The 25,073-nt window shown below is 67.3% G+C and carries 20 protein-coding genes; 13 read left to right on the top strand and 7 right to left on the bottom strand.

Annotated elements, in window-relative coordinates; all coding sequences use genetic code 11:
* Positions 1 to 2 precede the first annotated feature (2 nt).
* From H7H34_RS12675 to dprA, 3 genes are all read left to right on the top strand, one after another.
* Positions 3 to 1,298, top strand: a complete 1,296-nt coding sequence (locus H7H34_RS12675) for a dihydroorotase (protein ID WP_185925389.1) — start codon at positions 3 to 5, stop codon at positions 1,296 to 1,298.
* Between the two features lie 89 nt (positions 1,299 to 1,387).
* The gene (plsY, locus tag H7H34_RS12680) at positions 1,388 to 2,008 is read left to right on the top strand and encodes a glycerol-3-phosphate 1-O-acyltransferase PlsY (RefSeq protein ID WP_120267606.1); all 621 of its coding nucleotides are present in this window, start codon (positions 1,388 to 1,390) and stop codon (positions 2,006 to 2,008) included.
* A complete protein-coding gene (dprA, locus tag H7H34_RS12685) occupies positions 2,005 to 3,153 on the top strand; it encodes a DNA-processing protein DprA (protein WP_185925390.1) in 1,149 nt (382 codons plus the stop codon). Before plsY ends, dprA begins: the two co-directional genes overlap by 4 nt.
* Before the next feature lie 1,033 nt (positions 3,154 to 4,186).
* On the opposite strand, the gene H7H34_RS12690 is transcribed toward dprA, so the two are convergent.
* From H7H34_RS12690 to H7H34_RS12715, 6 genes are all read right to left on the bottom strand, one after another.
* Positions 4,187 to 4,567 carry a YkvA family protein gene (locus H7H34_RS12690; protein WP_185925391.1) on the bottom strand — a complete coding sequence of 127 codons (381 nt, stop codon included), beginning with the start codon at positions 4,565 to 4,567 and terminating at the stop codon, positions 4,187 to 4,189.
* Positions 4,568 to 4,578: 11 nt separating this feature from the next.
* Entirely contained in the window at positions 4,579 to 5,754 is a 1,176-nt protein-coding gene (locus tag H7H34_RS12695; RefSeq protein WP_120267603.1) for an isovaleryl-CoA dehydrogenase, read from the bottom strand.
* Positions 5,755 to 5,794: 40 nt separating this feature from the next.
* Positions 5,795 to 6,268: a GNAT family N-acetyltransferase gene (locus tag H7H34_RS12700; RefSeq protein ID WP_185925392.1), complete on the bottom strand. Its 474-nt coding sequence runs from the start codon at positions 6,266 to 6,268 to the stop codon at positions 5,795 to 5,797.
* Entirely contained in the window at positions 6,261 to 6,731 is a 471-nt protein-coding gene (locus tag H7H34_RS12705) for a PaaI family thioesterase (RefSeq protein WP_199681003.1), read from the bottom strand. The genes H7H34_RS12700 and H7H34_RS12705 overlap by 8 nt, the downstream gene beginning before the upstream one ends.
* A gap of 69 nt (positions 6,732 to 6,800) precedes the next feature.
* On the bottom strand, positions 6,801 to 7,226 hold the full coding sequence (locus tag H7H34_RS12710; protein ID WP_185925393.1) for a MerR family transcriptional regulator: 426 nt from the start codon (positions 7,224 to 7,226) through the stop codon (positions 6,801 to 6,803).
* A 136-nt stretch (positions 7,227 to 7,362) separates the two neighbouring features.
* On the bottom strand, positions 7,363 to 8,778 hold the full coding sequence (locus H7H34_RS12715; protein ID WP_185925394.1) for a helix-turn-helix domain-containing protein: 1,416 nt from the start codon (positions 8,776 to 8,778) through the stop codon (positions 7,363 to 7,365).
* 246 nt (positions 8,779 to 9,024) lie between these two features.
* On the opposite strand from H7H34_RS12715, the gene H7H34_RS12720 reads away from it, so the two are divergent.
* From H7H34_RS12720 to H7H34_RS12765, 10 genes are all read left to right on the top strand, one after another.
* Complete coding sequence (locus H7H34_RS12720) at positions 9,025 to 9,588, top strand: biotin transporter BioY (protein WP_185925395.1); 564 nt, start codon at positions 9,025 to 9,027, stop codon at positions 9,586 to 9,588.
* 57 nt (positions 9,589 to 9,645) lie between these two features.
* Positions 9,646 to 11,178 (top strand): acyl-CoA carboxylase subunit beta, encoded by a 1,533-nt coding sequence (locus H7H34_RS12725; RefSeq protein ID WP_067215996.1) that lies wholly within the window; start codon positions 9,646 to 9,648, stop codon positions 11,176 to 11,178.
* Between the two features lie 34 nt (positions 11,179 to 11,212).
* The gene (locus H7H34_RS12730; protein ID WP_185925396.1) at positions 11,213 to 13,243 is read left to right on the top strand and encodes an acetyl-CoA carboxylase biotin carboxylase subunit; all 2,031 of its coding nucleotides are present in this window, start codon (positions 11,213 to 11,215) and stop codon (positions 13,241 to 13,243) included.
* 9 nt (positions 13,244 to 13,252) lie between these two features.
* Positions 13,253 to 15,400 (top strand): methylmalonyl-CoA mutase, encoded by a 2,148-nt coding sequence (gene scpA / locus H7H34_RS12735; protein WP_185925397.1) that lies wholly within the window; start codon positions 13,253 to 13,255, stop codon positions 15,398 to 15,400.
* A gap of 286 nt (positions 15,401 to 15,686) precedes the next feature.
* On the top strand, positions 15,687 to 18,422 hold the full coding sequence (gene topA, locus H7H34_RS12740) for a type I DNA topoisomerase (protein WP_120267596.1): 2,736 nt from the start codon (positions 15,687 to 15,689) through the stop codon (positions 18,420 to 18,422).
* The gene (rnr, locus tag H7H34_RS12745) at positions 18,419 to 20,761 is read left to right on the top strand and encodes a ribonuclease R (RefSeq protein WP_463668133.1); all 2,343 of its coding nucleotides are present in this window, start codon (positions 18,419 to 18,421) and stop codon (positions 20,759 to 20,761) included. The genes topA and rnr overlap by 4 nt, the downstream gene beginning before the upstream one ends.
* Positions 20,758 to 21,243, top strand: coding sequence for a DUF983 domain-containing protein (locus H7H34_RS12750; protein ID WP_067334120.1), 486 nt, complete (start codon positions 20,758 to 20,760; stop codon positions 21,241 to 21,243). The genes rnr and H7H34_RS12750 overlap by 4 nt, the downstream gene beginning before the upstream one ends.
* Positions 21,240 to 21,983, top strand: a complete 744-nt coding sequence (locus H7H34_RS12755) for an NUDIX hydrolase (protein WP_185925398.1) — start codon at positions 21,240 to 21,242, stop codon at positions 21,981 to 21,983. Before H7H34_RS12750 ends, H7H34_RS12755 begins: the two co-directional genes overlap by 4 nt.
* Before the next feature lie 171 nt (positions 21,984 to 22,154).
* Positions 22,155 to 22,322, top strand: a complete 168-nt coding sequence (gene rpmG / locus H7H34_RS12760) for a 50S ribosomal protein L33 (RefSeq protein WP_120267594.1) — start codon at positions 22,155 to 22,157, stop codon at positions 22,320 to 22,322.
* 670 nt (positions 22,323 to 22,992) lie between these two features.
* Positions 22,993 to 23,637: a DUF2799 domain-containing protein gene (locus H7H34_RS12765; RefSeq protein ID WP_209006211.1), complete on the top strand. Its 645-nt coding sequence runs from the start codon at positions 22,993 to 22,995 to the stop codon at positions 23,635 to 23,637.
* Between the two features lie 10 nt (positions 23,638 to 23,647).
* On the opposite strand, the gene H7H34_RS12770 is transcribed toward H7H34_RS12765, so the two are convergent.
* Positions 23,648 to 25,069: a PleD family two-component system response regulator gene (locus H7H34_RS12770; protein WP_120267592.1), complete on the bottom strand. Its 1,422-nt coding sequence runs from the start codon at positions 25,067 to 25,069 to the stop codon at positions 23,648 to 23,650.
* Positions 25,070 to 25,073 lie beyond the last annotated feature (4 nt).

Genomic DNA, 25,073 nt, shown 5'->3' on the forward strand with positions numbered 1-25,073 from the left:
CCATGGCAAACCCGCAGAGCCCGATCCTCCTCACGAATGCCCGGGTGATCGACCCGGCAAGCGGCCTCGACGCGCCCGGCAGCGTGCTGATCGAGAACGGACGCATCACCGCCGCAGGACCGGCGGCGCAGAACCAGGGCGCACCGGAGGGAACGCAAGTGATCGATGTCGCCGGCGCGGTCGTCGCGCCCGGCCTCGTCGACATGGGCGTCACCGTGGGCGAGCCCGGCGCCGAGCACCGCGAGACGCTGGCCAGCGCCAGCCAGGCGGCAGCGGCCGGCGGCGTCACCACCATCGTCACCTCCCCCGACACGGATCCGGTGATCGACGACCCGGCGCTGGTCGACTTCGTGCTGCGCCGCGCCCGCGACACGGCCTGCGTCAACGTCCATCCCTTCGCCGCGCTGACCAAGCATCTGGCCGGTGAGGAGATGAGCGAGATCGGCCTGCTGCAGGAAGCCGGTGCCGTCGCCTTCTCCAACGGCCACCGCTCGGTCACCCATGCCGGCATCATGCGCCGGCTGATGACCTATGCCCGCGACTTCGGCGCGCTCGTCGTGCACCACACCGAGGACCCGGCGCTATCGGGCTCCGGCGTCATCAACGAGAGCCTGTCGGCGAGCTGGAAGGGCCTGCCGGCAAGCCCGCGCGAGGCCGAGATCATCATGGTCGAGCGCGACCTGCGGCTCGCCGCGCTGACGCGCGGGCGCTACCACGCGCAGTCGATCTCCTGTGCCGAGAGCACCAAGGCGATCGCCCGGGCCAAGGCGGACGGCCTCGACGTCACCTGCGGCATCACCGTCAACCATCTGACGTTGAACGAAAACGACATCGGCCCCTACCGGACCTTCTTCAAGATGTCGCCGCCGCTGCGCTCGGAAGACGAGCGCCAGGCGATGATCGCCGCGCTCGCCGACGGCACCATCGACGTGATCGTCTCGGGCCACGACCCGCAGGACGTGGAGACCAAGCGCCATCCCTTCGCCGAGGCCGCCGACGGCGCCATCGGCCTGGAGACGCTGCTGGCCGCCGGCCTGCGCCTCGTCCATTCCGGCGAGATCGGCCTTGCCACCCTGCTTGCGGCAATGACCTGCAACCCGGCCCGCCGGCTAGGCCTCGATGCCGGCCGCCTTGCCGCGGGCGCCCCGGCCGACGTTGTCGTGTTCGATCCGGACCGGCCTTGGGTGCTGGACAAGACGCGGCTGAAATCGCGCTCCAAGAACACCCCGTTCGAGGACGCGCGCTTCTCCGGCGAGGTGCTGCACACCATCGTCGCCGGACGGATCGTGACGCCCTGAGACCCTTGCGAAACGCTGCGGAAAACCGGATTTCCCTTTTCGATCCGATGTTCTAGAGTTACATCGTCGCCGCAACCGGAGGCTGCACGTTGCCCGATCCGATCAGCTGGGCCCTTGCCTGGCCCTACTACCTGACTGCGCTCGTTTTCGGCTATCTGCTGGGCTCGATCCCCTTCGGGCTGATCATCACGCGGCTGGCGGGCCAGGGCGACATCCGCAAGATCGGCTCCGGCAATATCGGCACCACCAACGTGCTGCGCACCGGCAAGAAGCACCTGGCCGCCCTCACCCTCCTCGGCGACATGCTGAAGGGCACGGTCGCCGTGCTGGTGGCCAGCCGCTACGGCGGGCCGGACCCGGCGGTGATCGCCGGCTTCGGCGCCTTCATCGGCCATATCTTTCCGGTCTGGCTGCGCTTTCGCGGCGGCAAGGGCGTTGCCACCTATCTCGGCATCCTGCTCGGCCTCTACTGGCCGGCGGCGCTCGCCTTCGCCGCGATCTGGGTCGCGGTCGCCTTCGTGACGCGCTACTCCTCCGCCTCCGCCCTCGTGGCGAGCCTTGCGACCCCCTTGCTGCTGTGGTTCGTCTTCGACCGGGCGCAGGTCGCCGAGCTGATGGCGCTGCTCTCGGTCATCCTGTGGGCCAAGCATCACGAGAATATCGGCCGCCTGCTCAAGGGCACCGAAGGCCGGATCGGCCAGAAGGCATGAGTTCAGGCGCGACCGGGCGCGGTCGCGCCCTCTCCGACCGCCAGCGCCTGGCCTGGCTGCGCCTGATCCGCTCCGAGAATGTCGGTCCGGTCACCTTCCGCGAACTGATCAACCACACCGGCTCCGCCGAGGCGGCGCTCGCCGCCCTGCCGGAACTCTCCCGCCGCGGCGGCAAGCGCACCATCCGCATCGCCTCGCAGGCCGACGCGGAGCGCGAGATCGAGGCGCTGGCGCGGATCGGCGGACGCCTGCGGGCGCTCGGCGAATACGGCTACCCGCCCCTGCTGCGCCATGTCGACGGCGCCCCGCCGCTGATCTCCGTGCTCGGCTCCGACGACCGGCTGGCGGATGCGGCGACCATCGCCATGGTCGGGGCGCGCAATGCCTCGCTGGCCGGACAGAAGATCGCGACCGAGATCGCCGCCTATCTGGGCGCCGGCGGCTACACCGTGGTCTCGGGCCTTGCGCGCGGCATCGATGCGGCCGCGCACCGGGCCGCGCTGGCAAGCGGCACGGCAGCGGTGCTGGCCGGCGGCGTCGACATCATCTACCCGCCGGAAAACCGCGAACTCTACCACGACATCGCCGCCCGGGGCGGCGCCATCGTCAGCGAAATGCCCTTCGGCTGGAAACCGCGGGCCCGCGACTTCCCGCGCCGCAACCGGCTGATTTCCGGCATGTCGCTGGCAACGGTGCTGATCGAGGCGGCGCGCGGCTCAGGCTCGCTGCACACCGCCCGCTTTGCCGCCGAGCAGAACCGCGACGTCTTCGTGGTGCCCGGCTCGCCGCTGGACCCGCGTTCGGAAGGCGGCAACCGGCTGATCCGCGACGGGGCGACGCTGGTGGCAAGCGGCGCCGACGTGCTGGAAAGCCTGGGTCCCCGGCGCATCGCCGAAGAGGCCCCCGGCCTCGACATCGAGGAACCGAGCGCGGGCGGCGGCCCCGTCCGGCCGCCGGAAGTGGAGGACAGCGACCGTGGCCGCGTGCTGTCCGCGCTGGGGGCAGCGCCGGTCGAGGTCGACGAGCTGATCCGTTACACCGGCCTTTCGGCGCGCATCGTCCATGTGATCCTGCTGGAACTGGAGCTCGCCGGACGGCTGGAGCGCCACCGCGGCCAACGCATCAGCCTGATCGACGGACGCTGAGACAGACGCCGGGAACGGCAACGGGCGGACGACATCAGAGGGGTGCGAGACGCACGCGGGGGCCGGCGAAAGCCGAGCCTCGGGAAAGGGCATTTCCGCTGCCTTGCAGCGCGCCAGGCAGCCGGCCCGCCCGTCGGTCCGGTCACCCGCTGCCGCGCTTCGCCCCGCAGCATCGATCACCGTTCCGTGAGGGTCAGACCGCAATGCGGATTGCAGCTGAATTTAGCACAACCAAAATTACAACCCAAAGGAGCGGCGAGGTTGCACGATAGATATGCAAAAAAGAATGCAACCTGTGATGTGACTTATCGCCTTGCGGCTTTCTCGGCGCCCGAACGCTCCATCTCCGCATGCCTGTCGAAGGCTTCGACCCGCGCCATTTCAAGCAAATATGCAAGGAATTCCATATCGTTATTGGACGCAAGGTCTCTCAGCTCACGGCAGATCTGGGCGCAGTAGCGTGCGGCCTCAGAGCGGTCATTCTGTGGATCTATCGGCATTATGTGACCCGGTTGTTGGCCTGACGAGGCGTCGCAGAAGGTTTATACAACCATTGATTTTATACAATCATAGTACACGTCAAAAACGACGGCTGGCAAGGATGCGGCACGATATTCGCGTGGCCTGCCCGCAACTTGCGCAGTTTTACGGACATGAGGCACAGGCTTTCCACCGGTCGTGCCCATCAGGCGACCATCACGGCGGCGACACCCTGGTTTTCGTCAGGTTGTAGAGGCGGCATTCGCTACACGCCTGCATTGAGGCGCCGGCAACCAACAAAGGAAGCACTGCGAAAGGCGGTCCTTGCGCGTCGCATGGCGCGCGCCCGGCAAAGTATCGGCGCAAGGGCAGCGTCAGGCCTGCGCCTCTTCAAGGCGTCGCACCCAGGAAGCAGAAACAGCTGGAAGATGGGGGAAGCGCCGCCGCAACGCCCGCGGCGCTTGCGGCAGCGCATTCCCGCGCCTTCGCGCATCCTGCCGGACGACGGACCGCTCACAGCGGGGTTGCGGGCACGTTGGGAGGCGCTCGGCTGTCAGCCCCTCAACAGGCGCAGCAGATGGCTGCCGGTCCATAGGGCCAGGGCAAGCCAGAGGCATACGATCACCGCGCCGGCAATCCGGCTTCGCTTGCAAGGAGGGGCGGTGGCGGCCTTGTCGCGGGCGCGGGCAATCACCTCGTCCGGCATCAGCCGCAGCACCAGCCAGAGGCCGGCGGGGACGAGGATCAGGTCGTCAAGGAGACCGAGAACCGGAATGAAGTCGGGAATGAGATCGATCGGCGACAGGGCGTAGGCGACGACGAGGGCGGCGAGAAGCCGTGCGACCAGCGGCGCCTGCGGATCGCGCAAGGCGATGGCCAGCACGACGACGTCCCGCTTCAGCTGCCGCGCCCATTCAACCAGACGCGGCAGCATCGCCCTGCCCCTTACGCGGTCTTGTTGAAGATCTCGCGGCCGATCAGCATGCGGCGGATCTCCGAGGTGCCCGCGCCGATCTCGTAGAGCTTGGCATCGCGCAGCAGCCGGCCGGTCGGGTACTCGTTGATATAGCCGTTGCCGCCGAGCAGCTGGATCGCGTCGAGGGCGATCTTGGTGGCGTTCTCCGCCGCGTAGAGGATGGCGCCGGCGGCGTCCTCGCGCGTCGTCTCGCCGCGGTCGCAGGACTGGGCCACCGCATAGACATAGGCGCGGCTGGCGTTCATCGAGACATACATGTCGGCGATCTTGCCCTGGACGAGCTGGAAGGTGCCGATCGGCTGGTCGAACTGCTTGCGCTCGTGGATGTAGGGAATGACCACGTCCATCGCCGCCTGCATGATGCCGATGCAGCCGGCCGCCAGCACCGCGCGCTCGTAGTCGAGGCCGGACATCAGCACGTTGACGCCCTTGCCGACCTCGCCGAGCACGTTCTCCTCCGGCACCTCGCAATCCTCGAACACCAGCTCGCCGGTGAGCGAGCCGCGCATGCCGAGCTTGTCGAGTTTCTGGGCGACTGAGAAGCCCTTGAAGTCCTTCTCGATGAGGAAGGCGGTAATGCCCTTGGGGCCGGCGGACGGATCGGTCTTGGCATAGACGATCATCGTGTCCGCATCCGGACCGTTGGTGATCCACATCTTGGTGCCGTTGAGGATGTAGCGGTCGCCGCGCTTGTCGGCGCGCAGCTTCATCGACACGACGTCGGAACCGGCGCCGGGCTCGGACATGGCCAGCGCGCCGAGATGCTCGCCGCTGACCAGCTTGGCCAGATAGCGCGTCTTCTGCGCATCCGTGCCCCAGCGGCGCAGCTGGTTGACGCAGAGATTGGAATGGGCGCCGTAGGACAGGCCGATGGAGGCGGAGGCGCGGCTGACCTCTTCCATGGCGATGCAGTGCTCGAGATAGCCGAGGCCAGACCCGCCCCACTCCTCTTCCACCGTGATGCCGTGCAGGCCGAGCTCGCCCATGGCCGGCCACAGCTCCTCGCGCGGGAACCAGTCCTCGCGGTCAATGCGGTCGGCGAGCGGGGCGATGGTGTCCTGCGAGAAGGACCGGACGCTGTCGCGCAGCATGTCGGCGGTGTCGCCGAGGTTGAAGTTGAAGCCGGGGAAGTCGTTGCGGATCATGGGTTCGTCTCCGAAAGATGGGCAGGCGGCGCGCGGCGCCTCAGTCCTGCGAAAACACGTGGTCGTAGCGCACGAAGGAACTCAGCACCGCGACCTGGTCGTAGAGCCGGCGGGCACGGGCATTGTCGTCATGGGTCTGCCAGTAGACGGACCGGCAGCCGCGCCGGCGGGCCGCCGCATAGACGCCCTCGATCAACGCGCGTCCGACGCCGCCACCGCGCAAGCTCTCGTCGACATAAAGGTCTTCCAGATAGCAGGTCGGCTCGATGGACCAGGTGGTCTCGTGCACCACATAGTGCACGAAGCCGACAAGACGCCCGCCGCGTTCGGCGACCAGCCCCTCATGGGCGCCGTCGCCGGAAATCCGCGCGAAGATGGCATCGCTCACGCCGTCGGGCAGCTCCTGCTTGTAGAACGCGAGATAGGCCGCCCACAGCCCATCCCAGGCGGCGCGGTCGGACGGCTCCAGCCGGCGGATGACGGTGGCCTCTGCACCGCCTTGCGCATCAGTCATTCAGCCCCTCCAGCGCGATCATTGTGAAAAGTCCGGTGGCGATGTGAATGTCCTCCTCGCCCGGCGTCTGGCCGTAGACGTCGGATGCGGTGACGGTGAGCGTGCGCCCCGGCTTGATGACCCGCCCGCGGGCGACGAGACGCGCGCCCCGGCCGGGGTTCAAGAGGTTCATCTTGAACTCGGTCGTCAGCACGCCGAAGCCCTTCGGGTAAAGCGACAGGGCGGCATAGCCGGCTGCGGTATCGGCCAGCGTGGTGGTGACGCCGGCATGGAAATAGCCGTGCTGCTGCACGAGACCGTCGGCGAAGGCGACGGCAAGGTCGACCGAGCCCGGCTCCAGCCGGTCGATGCTGGCCCCCAGCGTCGTCATGAAGGCCTGACGGGCGAAGCTCGCCTCGACCCGATCGCGCCAGGCGGGGTCGCGCGGCTCGAACGCCCGCACCTTCTCTGCTACTTGCGTCATCCCATCCTCCCGTCGATGGCCCGCGCTTTCAAGGAGCCAAGGCGCGAGCTCTTGTCATGTCTTTTCGATCTATTCGGCCTTCGTCGCCGCGGCCGCGGCGGAGAACAGGTCGCTCATCGGTCCAAGCTCGCCGAGCCGGGCACGGGCGCCGCGCTCCACCTCGTCGAGCTCTGCCAGCGTCAGGTCGATGTCGTGACGCTTGGCCATCAGCTCGGCCCGCCGCCCCTCGATGCGCTGGAGCAGCAGCTGGAGCTGGCCCGCCTCGCCCGGCGACTTGTCGTACATGGTGATGATGTCGCGGATCTCCGCGAGGGTGAAGCCGAGCCGCTTGCCACGCAGGATCAGCTTCAGCCGCGTCCGGTCGCCGGGCTTGTAGAGCCTCTGGCGCCCGCGCCGCGTCGGCTTGAGAAAGCCCTCCGCCTCGTAGAAGCGCAAGGTGCGTGTCGTCACGCCGAATTCCTGCGTCAGCTGGGTGATGGTGTAATAGGGCTGCATGGCCTCCTCCGCAGAAAACCCTGCATGACGTTTACGTTCCAGTCAACAGGATATATTTCTGTCATTTAATACAATGATTTATGCTGAAATAATTTCAGCATGAAACGAATTCTGCATGCCTCGCCGAGGCAAGGCGTCAGCGGATCGCGTAAGGCACCAGCCGGCGGTCGTCGCTGTCGATGGAGATCGCCCGGTTGAGCGGCGGCACGGAGCGCTGCGGACAGGTGAGCCGCTCGCAGATGCGGCAGGAGACGCCGATGGGCTCGAACGCCGCCTCGCGGGTGAGGTCGAGATCGTCGCAATAGACGATGTCGCGCGCATGGGCGATCTCCGCGCCCAGCGCGATGGCATAGTGCAGCACCGGGCCGCTGTAGCCGCCGGACTTCTTCACCACATGGGCGGCGAGCGAGATGTAGCGCGAGCCGTCCGGCGTCTCGGCGAGCTGGCGGATGATCGCCCCGTGGCTCTCGAAGGCGCGGTGCACGTTCCACAACGGACAGGCGGCGCCGAAGCGGGCGAACTGCAGCTTGGTCGCCGAGTGGCGCTTGGTGATGTTGCCGGCCCTGTCGACCCGGGCGAAGAAGAAGGGAATGCCCTTCAGGCGAGGGCGCTGCATGGTGGAGAGGCGATGCGCCACCTGCTCCAGGCTGGCGCCGAACCGGTCGGCGATGAGGTCGAGATCGTGGCGGGTCTCCTGCGCGGCCGACAGGAAGGCGCGATAGGGCAGCACCATGCCGCCGGCATAGGCGTTGGCAAGGCCGATGCGCGCGACCTGCGCCGCATCCGAGGTCTGGAACCGTGCCCGCGCCACCACCGCCTCGACGATCTCGCCGGCCTCCAGCAGCGCGATCTGGTGGGCGAGCTGGAAGACGATGGTGGATTCAGGCAGCGCCTCGTTGAGATAGAGCCGGCGCTGCTCCCGGTCGAAGCGGCGGATGGCGCCCTCCCCCGCGGTACCCGCGCGCCGGCGCTCGACGGCGATGCCGTGCCGCTCCTCCAGATATTGCGCAAGGTCGCGGGCGAAGATCCGTCCCGAGGGCGACAGGCGCGTCGCCAGTTCCTCGGCGGCAAGGTCCAGCTCGTGGATATAATTGTTCTCGAAATGGAAGAAGTCGCGCACTTCCTCGTAAGGGGTCGGGCGGGCCAACCCCTCGTCGCGGGCGAGCCGGTCGTCGAACTGCGCGAGCTGCTCACCCATCTGGCGATAGGCCTGATGCAGGCGCACAAGCGCATGGGCGAAGTCCGGCGCGTTCTGGCTGACCATCTTGAAATCCTGCAGGCCCGGCACGGCGCCCGCCAGCACCGGATCGGCGAAGACCTCCTGCAGGGCGGCGATCAGCCGGTCGTCGTCGTCGACAGAGACCGAGGCAAGGTCGAGGCCGAACCGCTCCGACAGGGTGAGCAGGACCGGCGCGGAGACCGGGCGCTGGTTGTTCTCCAGCTGGTTGACATAGCTGGTCGACAGGCCGAGCCGTTCGGCGAAATCCCGTTGCGTCAGCTGGGCCTTCTCGCGCAGGCTGCGGATCTGGCGGCCGAGGAACAGCTTTTTCATGACACGCTCTTCATGGCGGGGGCCCGGCTGGAGATGTTTGCAAATTCGCAAAATGTAGTTTGCAAACAGATTAAATTCGCTTTGCGGCTTTTTCAACTCTCCCGCTGCAAGGCGAAAAGGAGTAGCGAACAGGCAATGTGCCGCATGCGCGAGGCGACATGCCCGACGCGACGTGCGGCCCCGAACACGAGAGCCCGCGGCATCCGGGTCGGCAAGCCCCGCACGCGGCCCCCAGGAGGAAACGCCATGTCCGGCAGCTTCGCCGCCACCACCACGCCCCGTACCCTGCTCCGCTCGCTCGCCATTGCCCTGGCCGGATCGCTGCTGCTGACCGCCTCGGCCAAGGTCAGCGTGCCGTTCTACCCGGTGCCGATGACGCTGCAGACGCTGGCGCTCTTGGTGCTGGGCTTCACGCTCGGCCCGCGTCTGGCGACCGCTGCCGTCGCCGCCTACCTGCTGCAGGGCGCGGCCGGCCTGCCGGTCTTCGCCGACACGCCCGCCAAGGGCATCGGCCTTGCCTACATGATGGGCCCGACCGGCGGCTTCCTCCTCGGCTTCCTCGCCTCCGCCTGGCTTGCCGGCATCTTCGCCGAGCGCGGCTGGACGCAAAACCTGTGGCAGGCGATCCCGGCCTCGATCATGGCCCAGGCCGTCGTCTTCGTCCCCGGCCTGCTGTGGCTCGGCGCGCTCATCGGTTTCGACAAGCCGATTCTCGCACTGGGGCTTTATCCCTTCGTCATCGGCGGTATCGTGAAGTCCGTGCTTGCCGCTGCCATCGCCGTTACGCTGGTGCGCGCCCGCACCCGCTGATCATCAGTCCGCTGCCGCCACAAGAGCGCAACGCCACCAGAGCCCGAAAGGCCAGCCATGCAGGAAATTTTGCAGGAACTGGAAAACCGCCGCGCCGCCGCCCGTCTTGCGGGCGGCACACGCCGTATCGAGGCGCAGCATGCCAAGGGCAAGCTGACGGCGCGCGAACGCGTCGAGATCTTCCTCGATGAAGGCTCGTTCGAGGAATACGACATGTTCGTCACCCACCGCTGCGTGGATTTCGGCATGCAGGACACCTCGATGCCGGGCGACGGCGTCATCACCGGCTGGGGCACGGTGAACGGGCGCATGGTTTACGTGTTCTCGCAGGACTTCACCGTGTTCGGCGGCTCGCTGTCCGAGACCCATGCCCAGAAGATCTGCAAGATCATGGACATGGCGATGAAGAACGGCGCGCCCGTGATCGGCCTCAACGACAGCGGCGGCGCCCGCATCCAGGAAGGCGTCGCCTCGCTCGCCGGCTATGCCGACGTCTTCCAGCGCAACATCATGGCCTCGGGCGTGGTGCCGCAGATCTCCATGATCATGGGCCCCTGCGCGGGCGGCGCGGTCTACTCGCCGGCGATGACCGACTTCATCTTCATGGTCCGCGACACGTCCTACATGTTCGTCACCGGCCCGGATGTGGTGAAGACGGTGACCAACGAGGTGGTGACGGCGGAGGAGCTGGGCGGCGCCAAGACCCATACCAGCAAGTCCTCGGTCGCGGACGGCGCCTTCGACAACGACGTGGAGGCGCTGATCGCCCTGCGCCGCTTCATCGACTTCCTGCCCTCCAGCAACCGCGAGAAGCCGCCCGTCCGTCCGTTCTTCGACGATCCGGCGCGCATCGACAATTCGCTCGACACGCTGATCCCGGACAACCCGAACAAGCCCTACGACATGAAGGAGCTGATCGTGAAGATCGCCGACGAGGGCGACTTCTTCGAGCTCCAGGAGAACTATGCCGGCAACATCGTCACCGGCTTCATCCGCATCGAGGGGCAGACGGTCGGCGTCGTCGCCAACCAGCCGATGGTGCTGGCCGGCGTGCTCGACATCAACTCCTCGCGCAAGGCCGCGCGCTTCGTGCGCTTCTGCGACTGCTTCAACATCCCGATCCTGACCCTGGTCGACGTGCCCGGCTTCCTGCCCGGCACCAGCCAGGAATACGGCGGCGTCATCAAGCACGGCGCCAAGCTGCTCTTCGCCTATGGCGAGGCGACCGTTCCGAAGGTCACCGTCATCACCCGCAAGGCCTATGGCGGCGCCTATGACGTGATGTCGTCCAAGCATATCCGCGGCGACATCAACTACGCCTGGCCGACGGCCGAGATCGCGGTGATGGGCGCCAAGGGCGCGACCGAGATCCTCTACCGCTCCGAGCTGGGCGACCCGGAGAAGATCGCCGCGCGCACCAAGGAATACGAGGACCGCTTCGCCAACCCGTTCGTGGCGGCGGAGAAGGGCTTCATCGACGACGTGATCATGCCGCACTCGACCCGCCGGCGGGTCGCACGGGCGCTGGCGACGCTGCGCAACAAGCAGCTCTCCAACCCCTGGAAGAAGCACGACAACATTCCGCTGTGATGCGCGCAGACCCACGAACGGGACCGACAGAACAATGATCAAGAAAATCCTGATCGCCAATCGCGGCGAGATCGCATGCCGGGTCATCAAGACCGCGCGCAAGATGGGCATCCAGACCGTCGCCGTCTATTCCGACGCCGACCGCGACGCGCTGCATGTGAAGATGGCCGACGAGGCGATCCATATCGGCCCGCCGCCGGCCAACCAGTCCTACATCGTCATCGACAAGATCATGGATGCGATCCGCGCGTCCGGCGCCGATGCGGTGCATCCGGGCTACGGTTTCCTGTCGGAGCGCGCCGAGTTCGCCGAGCGGCTCGCCAAGGAGGGCGTTGCCTTCATCGGCCCGCCGGCCTCGGCCATTGAGGCGATGGGCGACAAGATCACCTCCAAGAAGTTGGCCGCCGAGGCGGGCGTGTCCACCGTGCCGGGCTACATGGGCCTGATCGCGGACGCGGACGAGGCGGTGAAGATCTCAGGCGAGATCGGCTATCCGGTGATGATCAAGGCCTCCGCCGGCGGCGGCGGCAAGGGCATGCGCATCGCCTGGAACGACGCGGAGGCGCGCGAGGGCTTCCAGTCGTCGAAGAACGAGGCGGCCAATTCCTTCGGCGACGACCGCATCTTCATCGAGAAGTTCGTCACCCAGCCGCGCCACATCGAGATCCAGGTGCTGGCCGACAGCCACGGCAACGCGATCTATCTCGGCGAGCGCGAATGCTCGATCCAGCGTCGCAATCAGAAGGTCATCGAGGAGGCGCCCTCGCCCTTCCTCGACGAGGCAACCCGCAAGGCCATGGGCGAGCAGGCGGTGGCCCTGTCCAAGGCGGTGAACTACGCCTCGGCCGGCACGGTCGAGTTCATCGTCGACGGCGACCGCAACTTCTACTTCCTGGAGATGAACACCCGCCTGCAGGTGGAGCATCCGGTGACCGAGCTGATCACCGGCATCGACCTGGTGGAGCAGATGATCCGCGTCGCCGCCGGCGAAAAGCTGTCGATCACGCAGGACGACGTGAAGCTGAACGGCTGGGCGATGGAAAGCCGGCTCTATGCCGAGGACCCCTATCGCAACTTCCTGCCCTCGATCGGCCGGCTGACCCGCTACCGCCCGCCGCAGGAAGGCACCCGCGAGGACGGCACCATCGTGCGCAACGATACCGGCGTCTTCGAGGGCGGCGAGATCTCGATGTTCTACGACCCGATGATCGCCAAGCTGTGCACCTGGGCGCCCAAGCGCATCGAGGCCATCGACGCCATGGCCGATGCGCTCGACCGGTTCGAGGTGGAGGGCATCGGCCACAACCTGCCCTTCCTCTCCGCCGTGATGGACCACCCGCGCTTCCGCAGCGGCGCCATCACCACGGCCTTCATCGCCGAGGAATATCCGGAAGGCTTTGCCGGCGTGACGCCGGAGGCCGATGCGCTTCAGGAGCTTGTCGCAGTGGCCGCGGCCTGCAACCATGTGTCCGAGACACGGGCAACGCAGATCAGCGGCGCCATGGACAACCACCGCCGCGTGGTCGGGCCGAACTGGACCATCGTGGTGGAGCGTGAGGAGTTTCCGGTCGCGATCACCGAAAACGGCGACGGCAGCTACACGGTCGCGCCGCGCGAGGGCGAGGACGGCACGGCGCTGTCCGCCCCGCGCAAGATCGCCCTCGGCAGCTGGAAGCCGGGCACGCCCTTGATCGAGGCGAGTGTCGACGGCCGGTCGCTGGCGGTGAAGGTCGACCCGACGCTGCAGGGCTTCCGCCTGCGCCGCCGCGGTGCCGAGGTGGTGCTCTCCTGCCTCACCCCGCGCCAGGCGATGGCCGCGCGGCTGATGCCGGAGAAGATCCCGGCAGACACCTCGAAGATGCTGCTGTGCCCGATGCCGGGCCTGGTGGTGTCCATCGCGGTGGAGCAGGGCCAGACCGTCGAGGCGGGTCAGACGCTCGCCACGGTGGAAGCGATGAAGATGGAGAACGTGCTGAAGGCCGAGCGCAAGGGCGTGGTCAAGACCATCGCCGCCAAGCCGGGCGACAGCCTCGCCGTCGACGAGATCATCATGGAATTCGAATAGGAGCGGGTCATGACCGAGAAGAAGACCGTTCGCGACTGGATGGACCTGGCCTCGAAGGAGCTCAAGGGCAGCGATCCGCAGGACCTCGTCTGGCAGACGCCGGAGGGCATCCCGGTCAAGCCGCTCTACACCGAGGAGGACCTGGAAGGGATCGGGCACCTGGGCACCCTGCCCGGCTTCGAGCCCTTCCTGCGCGGCCCGCGCGCGACCATGTATGCCGGCCGCCCCTGGACGATCCGGCAATATGCGGGCTTCTCCACGGCCGAGGAATCCAACGCCTTCTACCGCAAGGCGCTCGCCGCCGGGCAGCAGGGCGTCTCGGTCGCCTTCGACCTTGCCACCCATCGCGGCTATGACAGCGACCATCCGCGCGTCGTCGGCGATGTCGGCAAGGCGGGCGTCGCCATCGACAGCGTCGAGGACATGAAGATCCTGTTCGACGGCATCCCGCTGGAGCAGATCTCCGTCTCGATGACCATGAACGGCGCGGTGATCCCGATCCTCGCCAACTTCATCGTCGCGGGCGAGGAACAGGGCGTGCCGAGGTCCAAGCTCTCCGGGACCATCCAGAACGACATCCTCAAGGAGTTCATGGTCCGCAACACCTACATCTACCCGCCCGAGCCCTCGATGCGGATCATCGCCGACATCATCGAGTACACGGCGAAGGAGATGCCGAAGTTCAACTCCATCTCCATTTCCGGCTACCACATGCAGGAAGCCGGAGCGACCCTGGTGCAGGAGCTGGCCTTCACGCTGGCGGACGGGCGCGAATATGTGCGCGCCGCGCTGAAGAAGGGGCTCGACGTCGACGCCTTTGCCGGGCGCCTCTCCTTCTTCTTCGCCATCGGCATGAACTTCTTCATGGAAGCGGCGAAGCTGCGGGCCGCGCGCCTGCTGTGGTCGCGCATCATGACGGAGTTCCAGCCGAAGAAGGCCTCCTCCCTGATGCTGCGCACCCACTGCCAGACCTCCGGCGTGTCGCTGCAGGAGCAGGACCCGTACAACAACATCGTGCGCACCGCCTTCGAGGCGATGTCGGCGGCCCTCGGCGGCACCCAGTCGCTGCACACCAACTCCTTCGACGAGGCCATCGCCCTGCCGACGGAGTTCTCCGCCCGCATCGCCCGCAACACCCAGCTGATCCTGCAGCACGAGACGGGCGTGACCAAGGTCGTCGACCCGCTGGCCGGCTCCTATTACGTGGAGAGCCTGACAAACGAGCTGGCCACCCGCGCCTGGGAGATCATCGAACGCATCGAGGCCGAGGGCGGCATGACCGCAGCCGTCGACAAGGGCCTGCCCAAGCGGATGATCGAGGAGGCCGCGACCCGTCGCCAGGCCGCCGTCGACCGCGGCGACGAGGTGATCGTCGGCGTCAACAAGTTCCGCCTGGAGAACGAGGACGACATCGAGATCCTCGACATCGACAACAAGGCGGTGCGGGAGTCCCAGATCGCCCGCATCGAGCGCACGCGGCGCCAGCGCGATCCCCAGCGTGCGCAGGAGACCCTGGACGCGCTGCGCGAAGTCGCCCGCACGGGCGAGGGCAACATCCTGGAAGCGGCCGTGGAAGCGGCCCGCGCCCGCGCCACGCTCGGCGAGATTTCCGACGCGCTGCGCGAGGCCTTCGGCGACCACGAGGCGGTGCCCAAGGTGGTGCGCCAGGTCTACGGCCCGGCCTATGAGGGCGAGCCGGAATACGAGACGCTGGTGCAGCGGCTCTCCGACTTTGCCTCCACGCTGGGCGAAACGCCGCGCGTGCTCGTCGCCAAGCTCGGACAGGACGGCCACGACCGCGGCGCCAAGGTGATCGCCTCGGCCTTCGGCGACATTGGCTTCGACGTGATCGCCGGCCCGCTGTTCCAGACGCCGGAAGAAGCGGCCGACCTTGCGGTGAAGAACAAGGTGCATGTGGTGGGCATGTCCTCGCTCGCCGCCGGCCACAAGACGCTGGCCCCGCAGCTGGTCGAGGCGCTGAAGGCGCGCGGCGCCTCCGACATCATCGTGGTCGTCGGCGGCGTGATCCCGCGTCAGGACTACCAGTTCCTGAAGGATGCGGGCGTCTCGGCAATCTTCGGACCCGGCTCCAACGTGCTCGACGCCGCCCGTTCGGTGCTCGACCTCATCGCCGGCCGCCGCCGGAACGTGGCGTAAACGACGGACAAGGCGGGCCTTTTCGGCCCGCCTCGCCCCTTGCCCCAGGTCCGTCCGCGCCGCGCCAACGGCCCTCACCGGGCCGGCGCAAGACCCCTTCCCCTCTCATCCCTTCGCAGCAGGACCGCCGCGAATTCCGCAGCGACCCTTGACCCGCCCTGCCGGAAAGGTCATTTGACAGCGGCCATGCATTTGGGGGATCGTCCCGCGTCAGTCGCGCAGACCGTATCCGCTGCAAGGCGCCGTCCGAACGGATCGGCGCGACCGTTTTCCTGTTTGGGGTCTCATGAATATCGTCATTGTGGAATCGCCGGCCAAGGCCAAGACCATCAACAAGTATCTTGGCCCGGATTATCAGGTCCTCGCCTCCTACGGCCATGTCCGCGACCTGCCCCCCAAGGACGGTTCCGTGCTGCCCGACGAAGATTTCGCAATGACCTGGGATGTCGATGCGAAGTCCCAGAAGCGCCTCAACGACATCGTCCGCGCCGTCAAGGATGCCGACCGCCTGATCCTCGCGACTGACCCCGACCGCGAAGGCGAGGCGATTTCCTGGCATGTGCTCGAGGTGCTGCGGCAGAAGAAGGCGCTGAAGGACAAGCCGGTCCAGCGCGTCGTCTTCAACGCCATCACCAAGAAGTCCGTCCTCGACGCGATGGCCAACCCGCGCGAGCTCGACGAGCCGCTGGTCGATGCCTATCTGGCCCGCCGCGCGCTCGACTACCTCGTCGGCTTCACCCTGTCGCCGGTGCTGTGGCGCAAGCTGCCGGGCGCTCGCTCGGCCGGCCGCGTGCAGTCGGTCGCCCTGCGTCTGGTCTGCGACCGGGAGGCGGAGATCGAGCGCTTCGTGCGCCAGGAATACTGGTCGGTGCTGGCCAACCTGACGACGGCGGGCGGCGCGACCTTCCAGGCGCGCATCGCCGCCTTCGAGGGCAAGAAGCTCGGCCGCCTCGACATCGCCAACGAGGACCAGGCGAACAAGATCGCCGATTTCCTGCGGGCCGCCTCGCTGAAGGTCGCCAGCGTTGAATCGAAGCCGCAGCGCCGTCACCCGGCCGCGCCCTTCACCACCTCGACGCTGCAGCAGGAAGCCTCGCGCAAATACGGCTTCGCCGCCGCCCGCACCATGCAGATCGCCCAGAAGCTGTATGAAGGCGCCGATATCGGCGGCGAGACCGTCGGTCTCATCACCTACATGCGTACCGACGGCGTCCAGATCGCCGGCGAGGCCATCGCCTCAGCCCGCAAGGTGATCGGCAAGGACTACGGCGACAACTACGTGCCGGAAAAGCCGCGCCACTACTCCTCCAAGGCGAAGAACGCCCAGGAGGCGCACGAGGCGATCCGTCCGACCGACCTGACCCGCCGCCCGCGGGACGTTGCCCGCTATCTCGATCCCGACGCCGCCCGGCTCTACGAGCTGGTGTGGAAGCGCACCATCGCCTCGCAGATGGAATCCGCGGTGCTGGAGCGCACCACGGTCGATATCGACGCCAGCGGCACCGGTGGCCCGGCCACCCTGCGCGCCACCGGCTCGGTCGTGCGCTTCGACGGCTTCCTCGCCCTCTACCAGGAGGGCCGCGACGACGAGGAGGACGAGGACGCCCGCCGCCTGCCGGCGATGAGCGAGGGCGAGAAGGTGGAGCGCCAGTCCATCGAGACGGCGCAGCACTTCACCGAGCCCCCTGCCCGCTTCACCGAGGCGACGCTGGTCAAGAAGATGGAAGAGCTCGGCATCGGCCGTCCCTCGACCTACGCCTCGACCCTGCAGACCCTGCGCGACCGCGACTATGTGCATCTCGACGGCAAGCGCCTGATCCCGCAGGACAAGGGCCGGCTCGTCACCGCGTTCCTGGAAAGCTTCTTCAACCGCTACGTGGAATACGACTTCACGGCGGCGCTGGAGGAAAAGCTCGACCGCATCTCGGCCGGCGAACTGTCGTGGAAGGACGTCTTGCGCGATTTCTGGAAGGATTTCTCCGGCTCGGTGCACGACACCAAGGACCTGCGCGTATCGGAGGTTCTGGAAGCGCTGAACGAGATGCTGGCCGCCCACGTCTTCCCCGACACGGGCAATGGCGAGGATCCGCGCAAGTGCCCGGTCTGCGGCGCCGGCCGCCTGTCGCTGAAGGTCAGCCGCTTCGGCGCCTTCGTCGGCTGCTCGAACTACGACAAGGACAAGCTGGAGGGGAAGGTTCCCAACGAGAACCCGCCCCATTGCGGCTATACGCGCCAGCTGTCGGCGGGCAGCGGCGAGGAGGGCGATGCGGAAATCGCCGACGGTCCGAAGCTGCTCGGCCAGGACCCGGAGACCGGTCTCGACGTGACGCTGCGCTCGGGCCGCTTCGGCCCCTATGTCCAGCTCGGCGAGGAAGCCAAGCCCAAGCGCGCCTCGCTGCCGCGCGGCTGGCAGGTCGCCGACATGGATCTCGACAAGGCGCTGCAGCTCCTGTCGCTGCCGCGCGAGGTCGGCCCGCACCCCGAAGACGGCAAGATGATCTCCGCCGGCATCGGCCGCTACGGCCCGTTCGTGCTGCATGACGGCACCTATGCCAATCTGGAAAGCGCCGACGAGGTGTTCTCCGTCGGCATCAACCGCGCGGTCGACGCGCTGGCCCAGAAGCGGGCGAAGTCGTCGCGCGGACGCGCCGGTGCCGCCCCGCTGAAGGAGCTCGGCGAGCATCCGGACGGCGGGCCGATCACCGTGCAGGACGGCCGCTACGGCCCGTACGTGAAGTGGGCGAAGGTCAACGCCACCCTGCCCAAGGGCAAGGACCCGATGTCGGTGACGCTGGAAGAGGCGATCGAGATCGTCAACGCCAAGGCCGGCAAGTCGGGCAAGGGCGCGAAGAAGGCGCCTGCCAAGAAGGCTGCGACCAAGTCGGCGGACGCCAAGGAGCCCGCCGCCAAGAAGACGGCCGCGAAAAAGCCTGCCGCCAAGAAGACCGCGGCGAAGAAGCCCGCAGCCAAGACGGCGACGAAGACCAAGAAGGCGGACACCGCCGCGGATGGCACTGCTTGACCACCAAGGGGCCGAAACGTCCGCGCACGGCGAAAAAGGGCGAGAAGACCAAGGGCACGGCCGAGCTGCCGAGCCGGGACGCGATCATGGCCTTCATCGCCGACAATCCCGGGATGGCCGGCAAGCGCGAGATCGCGCGGCATTTCGGCATCACGGGCGGCGCCCGCATCTACCTGAAGCGCCTGCTGCGCGAGATGGCCGACGACGGCCTGCTGGAAAAGCGGCAGAAGCGCCTCTCGCGCCCCGGCGACCTGCCGCCGGTGCTGGTGGTGCTGGTCACCGGCCGCGACAGCGACGGCGAGCTGCTGGCAGAGCCGGCCAGCTGGGACGAGGAAGAGCACGGGACCGCTCCGCGCATCCTGGTGCTGCCCGACCCGCGCAAGTCCGACATGCGCGCCCCCGGTCTCGGCGACCGGCTCTTGGTGCGCCTCACCGAAGATCCGACCGGCGACGAGGCGACCCGCTCGGGTCGCATCATCAAGCTGCTGGACCGCCAGGCCTCGAGCGTGCTCGGCATCCTGCGCCAGGCGCGCGGGCGCACCTTCCTGGAGCCGATCGACCGCAAGCAGAAGGAACTCGAGATCGACACAAGCGATCTCAAGGGCGCGGAAGACGGCGACCTCGTCGGCGCACAGGTCACCAAGGTCGGCCGCTATGGCCTGCCGCGCGGGCGCATTGTCCGCCGCATCGGAACCATGCATTCGGAAATGGCGGTCTCCGAGATCGCCCTGCACACCCACGGCATCCCGCACGACTTCCCCGACCGGGTGATCGAGGTGGCGGAAAACGCCAAGCCGGCGACGATGTCGGGCCGCGAGGACTGGCGCAAGCTGCCGCTGATCACCATCGACCCGGCCGATGCCAAGGACCACGACGACGCCGTGCATGCGGTCGCCGACGAGGATCCGGCCAATGCGGGCGGCTATGTCGCCACCGTCGCCATCGCGGACGTGGCCTATTACGTGCGCCCGGGCGAGCCGCTCGACCGCGAGGCGCATCTGCGCGGCAATTCGGTCTATTTCCCCGACCGGGTGATCCCGATGCTGCCCGAGGCGCTGTCCAACGGGCTGTGCTCGCTGAAGGAAGGCGAGGACCGCCCGGCCATGGCCGTGCGCATGGTCTTCGACAAGGACGGGCGCAAGCTCGGCCACAGCTTCCACCGGGTGATGATGCGCTCGGCGCTGAAGATATCCTACGACAAGGCGCAGGCGGCCATCGACGGAGAGCCGGGCATCGTCGCCGATGCGGTGCTGGAGGAGATCCTGAAGCCGCTCTGGGCGGCCTATGCGTGCCTGAAGCGCGGCCGCGAGGCGCGCGAGCCGCTGGATCTCGACCTGCCGGAGCGCAAGATCCGCCTGAAGCCGGACGGCACGGTGGACGGCGTCTACGTGCCCAACCGCCTCGACGCGCACAAGCTGATCGAGGAATTCATGATCCAGGCCAACGTGGCGGCGGCCGAGACGCTGGAGAAGCACGGCGTGCCGCTGCTCTACCGCGTCCACGACGCCTCGAGCCCGGAGAAGCTGGAAGCGCTGAAGGAGTTCCTGGGGACGCTCGGCATCCGCCTCGCCTCCGGTGGCGGCATCCGCCCTGCGGCCTTCAACGGCATCCTGAAGAAGGTCGAGGGCACGCCCGAGGCCGAACTGGTCAACCAGGTGATCCTGCGCAGCCAGGCCCAGGCGGAATATTCGCCGCAGAACATCGGCCATTTCGGCCTCAACCTGCGCCGCTACGCCCATTTCACCTCGCCGATCCGCCGCTATGCGGACCTCATCGTCCATCGCGGCCTGATCCGGGCGCTGAAGCTGGGCGACGACGGGCTGCCGGACGGGATGGACGGCAAGCTGGAGATGATCGGCGCGGACGTCTCCGCCGCCGAGCGCCGGGCGATGCTGGCCGAGCGCGATACCATCGACCGGCTCATCGCCCTGTGGCTGGCCGACCAGGTGGGCACCCGGTTTGCCGGGCGGATCTCCGGCGTCGTCAAGTCGGGCCTGTTCATCCGCCTCGACGACACCGGTGCAGACGGTTTCGTGCCCGCCTCGACCATCGGCGACGACTACTACCATTACGACGAATCGTCGCATTCGATGAGCGGCCGAACCACAGGAGAAACCTACTCTCTTGGGGATCGGGTGGAGGTTCGACTGGTCGAAGCGGCCCCTTATGCGGGTGCCCTGCGGTTTGAACTTTTGAGTGAAGGTCACTATCACAAGCGGAGGAGTGCGCGCGAACGCACCCTTGAGCGCAACCGCAAGCATCGAAGCGGCGGCGCGGGCCGCTCGGCCAAGCCGGGACATCCGTCGAAGGGGCGGCCATCGAAAGGACGGCGGAAATGACAGTCACCTATGCAGGCTCGCCCGAGCTGTCGGGCGCGATCACCACGAGCGCTCCGAACGCCAAGCCCAAGCGCGATGTCAGCCGCGCCATGATGTTCGGTGCCAAGGGACGCTGCCCGGCCTGCGGTTCCGGCCGCCTTTACGGCAAGTACCTGAAGGTGGAGCCGGTCTGTGCCTCGTGCGGCGAAGAGCTGCACCACCACCGCGCCGACGATGCCCCGCCCTATTTCACCATCTTCCTGGTCGGCCACGTGGTGCTGCCGATCGCGCTGGCGGTCGAGATGATGATGGTGCCGCCGATGTGGCTGCACACGGTGCTCTGGCTGCCGCTGATCGTCATCATGACGCTGGCCTGCCTGCCGCCCATCAAGGGTGCGCTGATCGGCCTGCAATGGGCCAACTACATGCACGGCTTCGACCCGAACGCCATCGGCGACGACCAGCCGGCCTACGACTTCGGCGGAGACAGCTCTCGCACATGAACGAGTTCCTGGTGCGCCGGCTGTCCGAGGCCGAGCGGCAGACGAACAACCCGAACCTGCGGCCCAAGGATGCGGCAACGCTGCTCGTGCTCGACCGCAAGGAAGACGGGAATCACCGCGTGCTGATGGGCCGCCGCCACATGCGGCACCGCTTCATGCCGGGCATGTTCGTTTTTCCCGGAGGCCGGGTCGACCCGGCCGACAGCCGCGTGCCGGTCACCGGCGACTATCATCCCGGCGTTGCCAGCAAGCTGGTCCACGCGATGAAGGGGCCGAAGACGGAGGCCCGCGCCCGCGCCTTCACCGTCGCCGCCATTCGCGAGACCTACGAGGAGGCCGGCCTGCTGGTCGGCACGCCCAGCGATCTGGCTTGGCAAGGCAGCGGCGACATGGCCGCGTTCTCCGAGCGGCGCCTGCTGCCGGACCTTTCGCCCGTGCGCCTGATCGCCCGCGCGATCACCCCTCCCCGCCGGCCGCGCCGCTTCGACACGCGGTTTCTCGCCGTTTTCGCCGATGCGGTGGCCGACCGCCTGCCTTCGGGCACCGGCCCCTCCGGCGAGCTGGAGGACGTGCACTGGCTGACCCTTCAGGAGGCCAAGTCGCTGGAACTGCCGACGATCACGCTGACGATCATCGAGGAACTTCAGGCGCGGCTGGCCGACGATCCGGAACTGGACCCGGCCCATCCGGTGCCCTTCTACTACTGGCGCGGCAAGGGCTTCGTGCGCGAGGAAATCTGACGCACGGGACCTGCGCGTGAAACCCGGGGCGGCACTCGCCTTCCCGCTTGACTTTGGGCGCGCGGAACGTATGTTGCGCGCACAGTTTTCCAAGACTAACCGGTGGAGCGTCTTCTCCGAAGAAACGGAGGCTCCGACGTATGGCCGGACACAAGTGCAAGGACAAGAACGATGGCCAAGGCGACCACCATCAAGATCAAGCTGCTGTCGACGGCTGACACCGGCTTCTTTTACGTGACCAAGAAGAACTCCCGCACGATGACCGACAAGATGGTCAAGCGGAAGTACGACCCGGTCGCGAAGAAGCACGTCGAGTTCCGCGAAGCCAAGATCAAGTAAGATCTTGCGCCACCGCGCGACGGCACTGCCGGCAAAGGCCCCTTCGGGGGCCTTTTTTGCGTTCAGGGCCCAGTGACGCCGAACGCCCGACGGCGCGCGAACACAGGCAGGCGGGCCGCGCGGCGGCTTTCGGGAACGGGATGAGATTCGCTGGGGAGTAGGCGATCGGCGTCCCGGCCGGGACACGAGGAGGCCACTCCAAACCCGGGGGGACGCCGATCGGACCCACGGTGTCAGGAGATGCGGCGGACCTGAACTTTCCGTGGGGCATCCTGCTCGGCTGCGCGAAGAAAACGGCGAAGTCGGCAAGATAGCGGGGCGGCAACCCGAAGATCTGCCGCCGTCGATTGAGGTGAGAGTACCTGAAAGGCCCGCCGAATCAACACACTCGCCGAGATCGTTAAAACTTTCTTTTGTTTTTATGTAAATAAGTTCGGTTAACGCCCAAAGCTCGCAACATTGTTGCGCAAGGCGATGGCGGCACGTTCGATTCGGCAGGTTGTCGCCCCTCATCGGCGCCGTTTGCCGTGGACCTATGCCCCCCTGTTCGATGCACCGCGCCTCGCCGCAGTTGCGCGCGACCCGCCCCGCCGATAAGGAAAAGACGCCGTTGGGGGGCGGCAGCATGAGCCCTCCGCGCGCCCTCGTTTCAGCGGAGCGGATACACCTCATGAGACATTGCCTCACCGCCCTCCTCATGGTCCTTGCCGCAGCGCTGCTGGCAGGCTGCGAGACGGTCTCCAAGGAACAATGCGTTGCCGGAGACTGGAGCGAGATCGGTCGTGCCCACGCGGCGCAGGGCTACCCCTCCTCCCGCTTCGACGACGTCATCAAGGATTGCGGCCGCCACGGCATTACCCCGGACCCGCAGGCCTATATGAGCGGCTGGAACCAGGGTGTGCAGCTCTATTGCACCCCGCTCAACGGCTTCAACCTCGGCCGCCAGAACACCAGCCTGTCGCCGATCTGCCCGCCGAACCTTGTCGCAGAGGCCGAGCGTGCCCACCGGCTCGGCAAGCGGATCTGGACCACACGCGACAAGGTCACGCAGTTGGAGCGGCGGATCGACAACCGCCAGAGCGAGATCGACCGCCTGCGCTCGGAACTGGACCGGATCGACTGCCGCGAGAAGAAGGGCGACGAGCGCATCGCCTGCCGCGACCGCCAGAACGATCTGCGCCAGAAGGTGCAGGACGCGCGATTCGAGATCCAGGACGCCCGTTTCGAGCTCAACGACCGCCGGCGCGACTACGAACTGACCGTAGCGCAGGTGGACGAGGAAGCCCGCCGCACCATCCCCGGCTATCGGCAGTAGAAGACGGCAGCTAGCCGATGCGGGCGGTGCGGCCGGACGTGCCGCCTGTCAGCGGCTGGGCCGAGGCGCCCTCTCCCGCTTCCAGCTCGACGCGGTTGCGCCCCCCGGCCTTGGCCCGATAGAGCGCCTGGTCGGCACGCTTCAACATGGCCGACCCGCTGTCCCCGCTCCCCTGGAACACGGCAACGCCGATGCTCACCGTGACCAGAATCTCATCGGCGGACGGCAGGCGGAAGGGCTCGGACTCGATGATCTTGCGCAGCCGCTCGGCGATGCCCGCGGCCTTCTCCAGATCGGTCTCCGGCATCAGCATCACGAACTCCTCGCCGCCGAACCGGCAGGCGAGATCGAGGCTGCGGGTGTGCGAGCGCAGGCGCCGGGCCACATCGCGGATCACTCCGTCGCCGGCGTCATGGCCGTGCAGGTCGTTGACCCGCTTGAAATGGTCGATATCGACGAGCATCAGGGCCAGCGGCAGGTCGGCCTCGACCGCTTGGCGCAACTCGCTCGCCAGATGCGTTTCCAGATAGCGCCGGTTGCGCAGGCCCGACAGAGGATCGGTGACCGCCATCGCCAGCGTCTGCTCCACATCGGCGGAAAGCCGGTCGATCGCCCGCTTGCGGCTGACCTGGGTACGCACGCGGATCGCCAGCTCGGTCTTGTCGATGGGCCGCACCACGTGGTCGTTGACGCCGAGATCGAGCGCCCGCGTCACCCGCCCCGTATCGTCCGCATCGGCGATCAGGACGATGGGCACGAGCCGGGTGCGATCGAGCGAGCGCAGCTGCGAGACGAGCCGGAGCGCGTCGTAGCTGGCCATGCGCAGGTTGATCAGGATCGTGTCGTAGGCCCCGTTCGAGGCCGACAGCAGCGCCTGCGCCGCCGACGGTTCCACCGCAACGTCGTAGTCGCGCGACAGCGCACCGGCGAGGCGCTCGGCCGAGGTCGGCCGGTCGTCGACGATGAGAAGGCTGGCGGGCATTTCCCCCGCCGGATCGAAATCGCTGGAAAGGCCGAACTGCGAGCCGGTCTGGGCGCGCAGGCGCAATTCGTCGGTCAGCCGCTTGAGACCGATGAGGTTGCGCACCCGCGCAACCAGCGCGACATCGTTGACCGGCTTGGTGAGGAATTCGTCGGCCCCGGCCCGCAGGCCGCGAATGCGGTCCTCGGAGCGGTCCAGCGCGGTGATCAGCACGACCGGGATATGGGCAAGGCGCGGGTCGGTCTTGATTCGCCGGCAGACCTCGAACCCGTCGAGGCCAGGCATCATCACGTCGAGCAGGACGATATCGCAGGGCCAATCGGCGAGAATTTCAAGCGCTTGCGCGCCGCTGACGGCGGAGCGGACCTCGAAATACTCGGCTCCCAGTCTCGCTTCCAGGAGCCTCACATTCGCCTTGACGTCGTCGACAACGAGAATGCGCCCGCTCATGCCC

The organism is Stappia sp. 28M-7, from assembly GCF_014252955.1.
GTDB lineage: Bacteria > Pseudomonadota > Alphaproteobacteria > Rhizobiales > Stappiaceae > Stappia.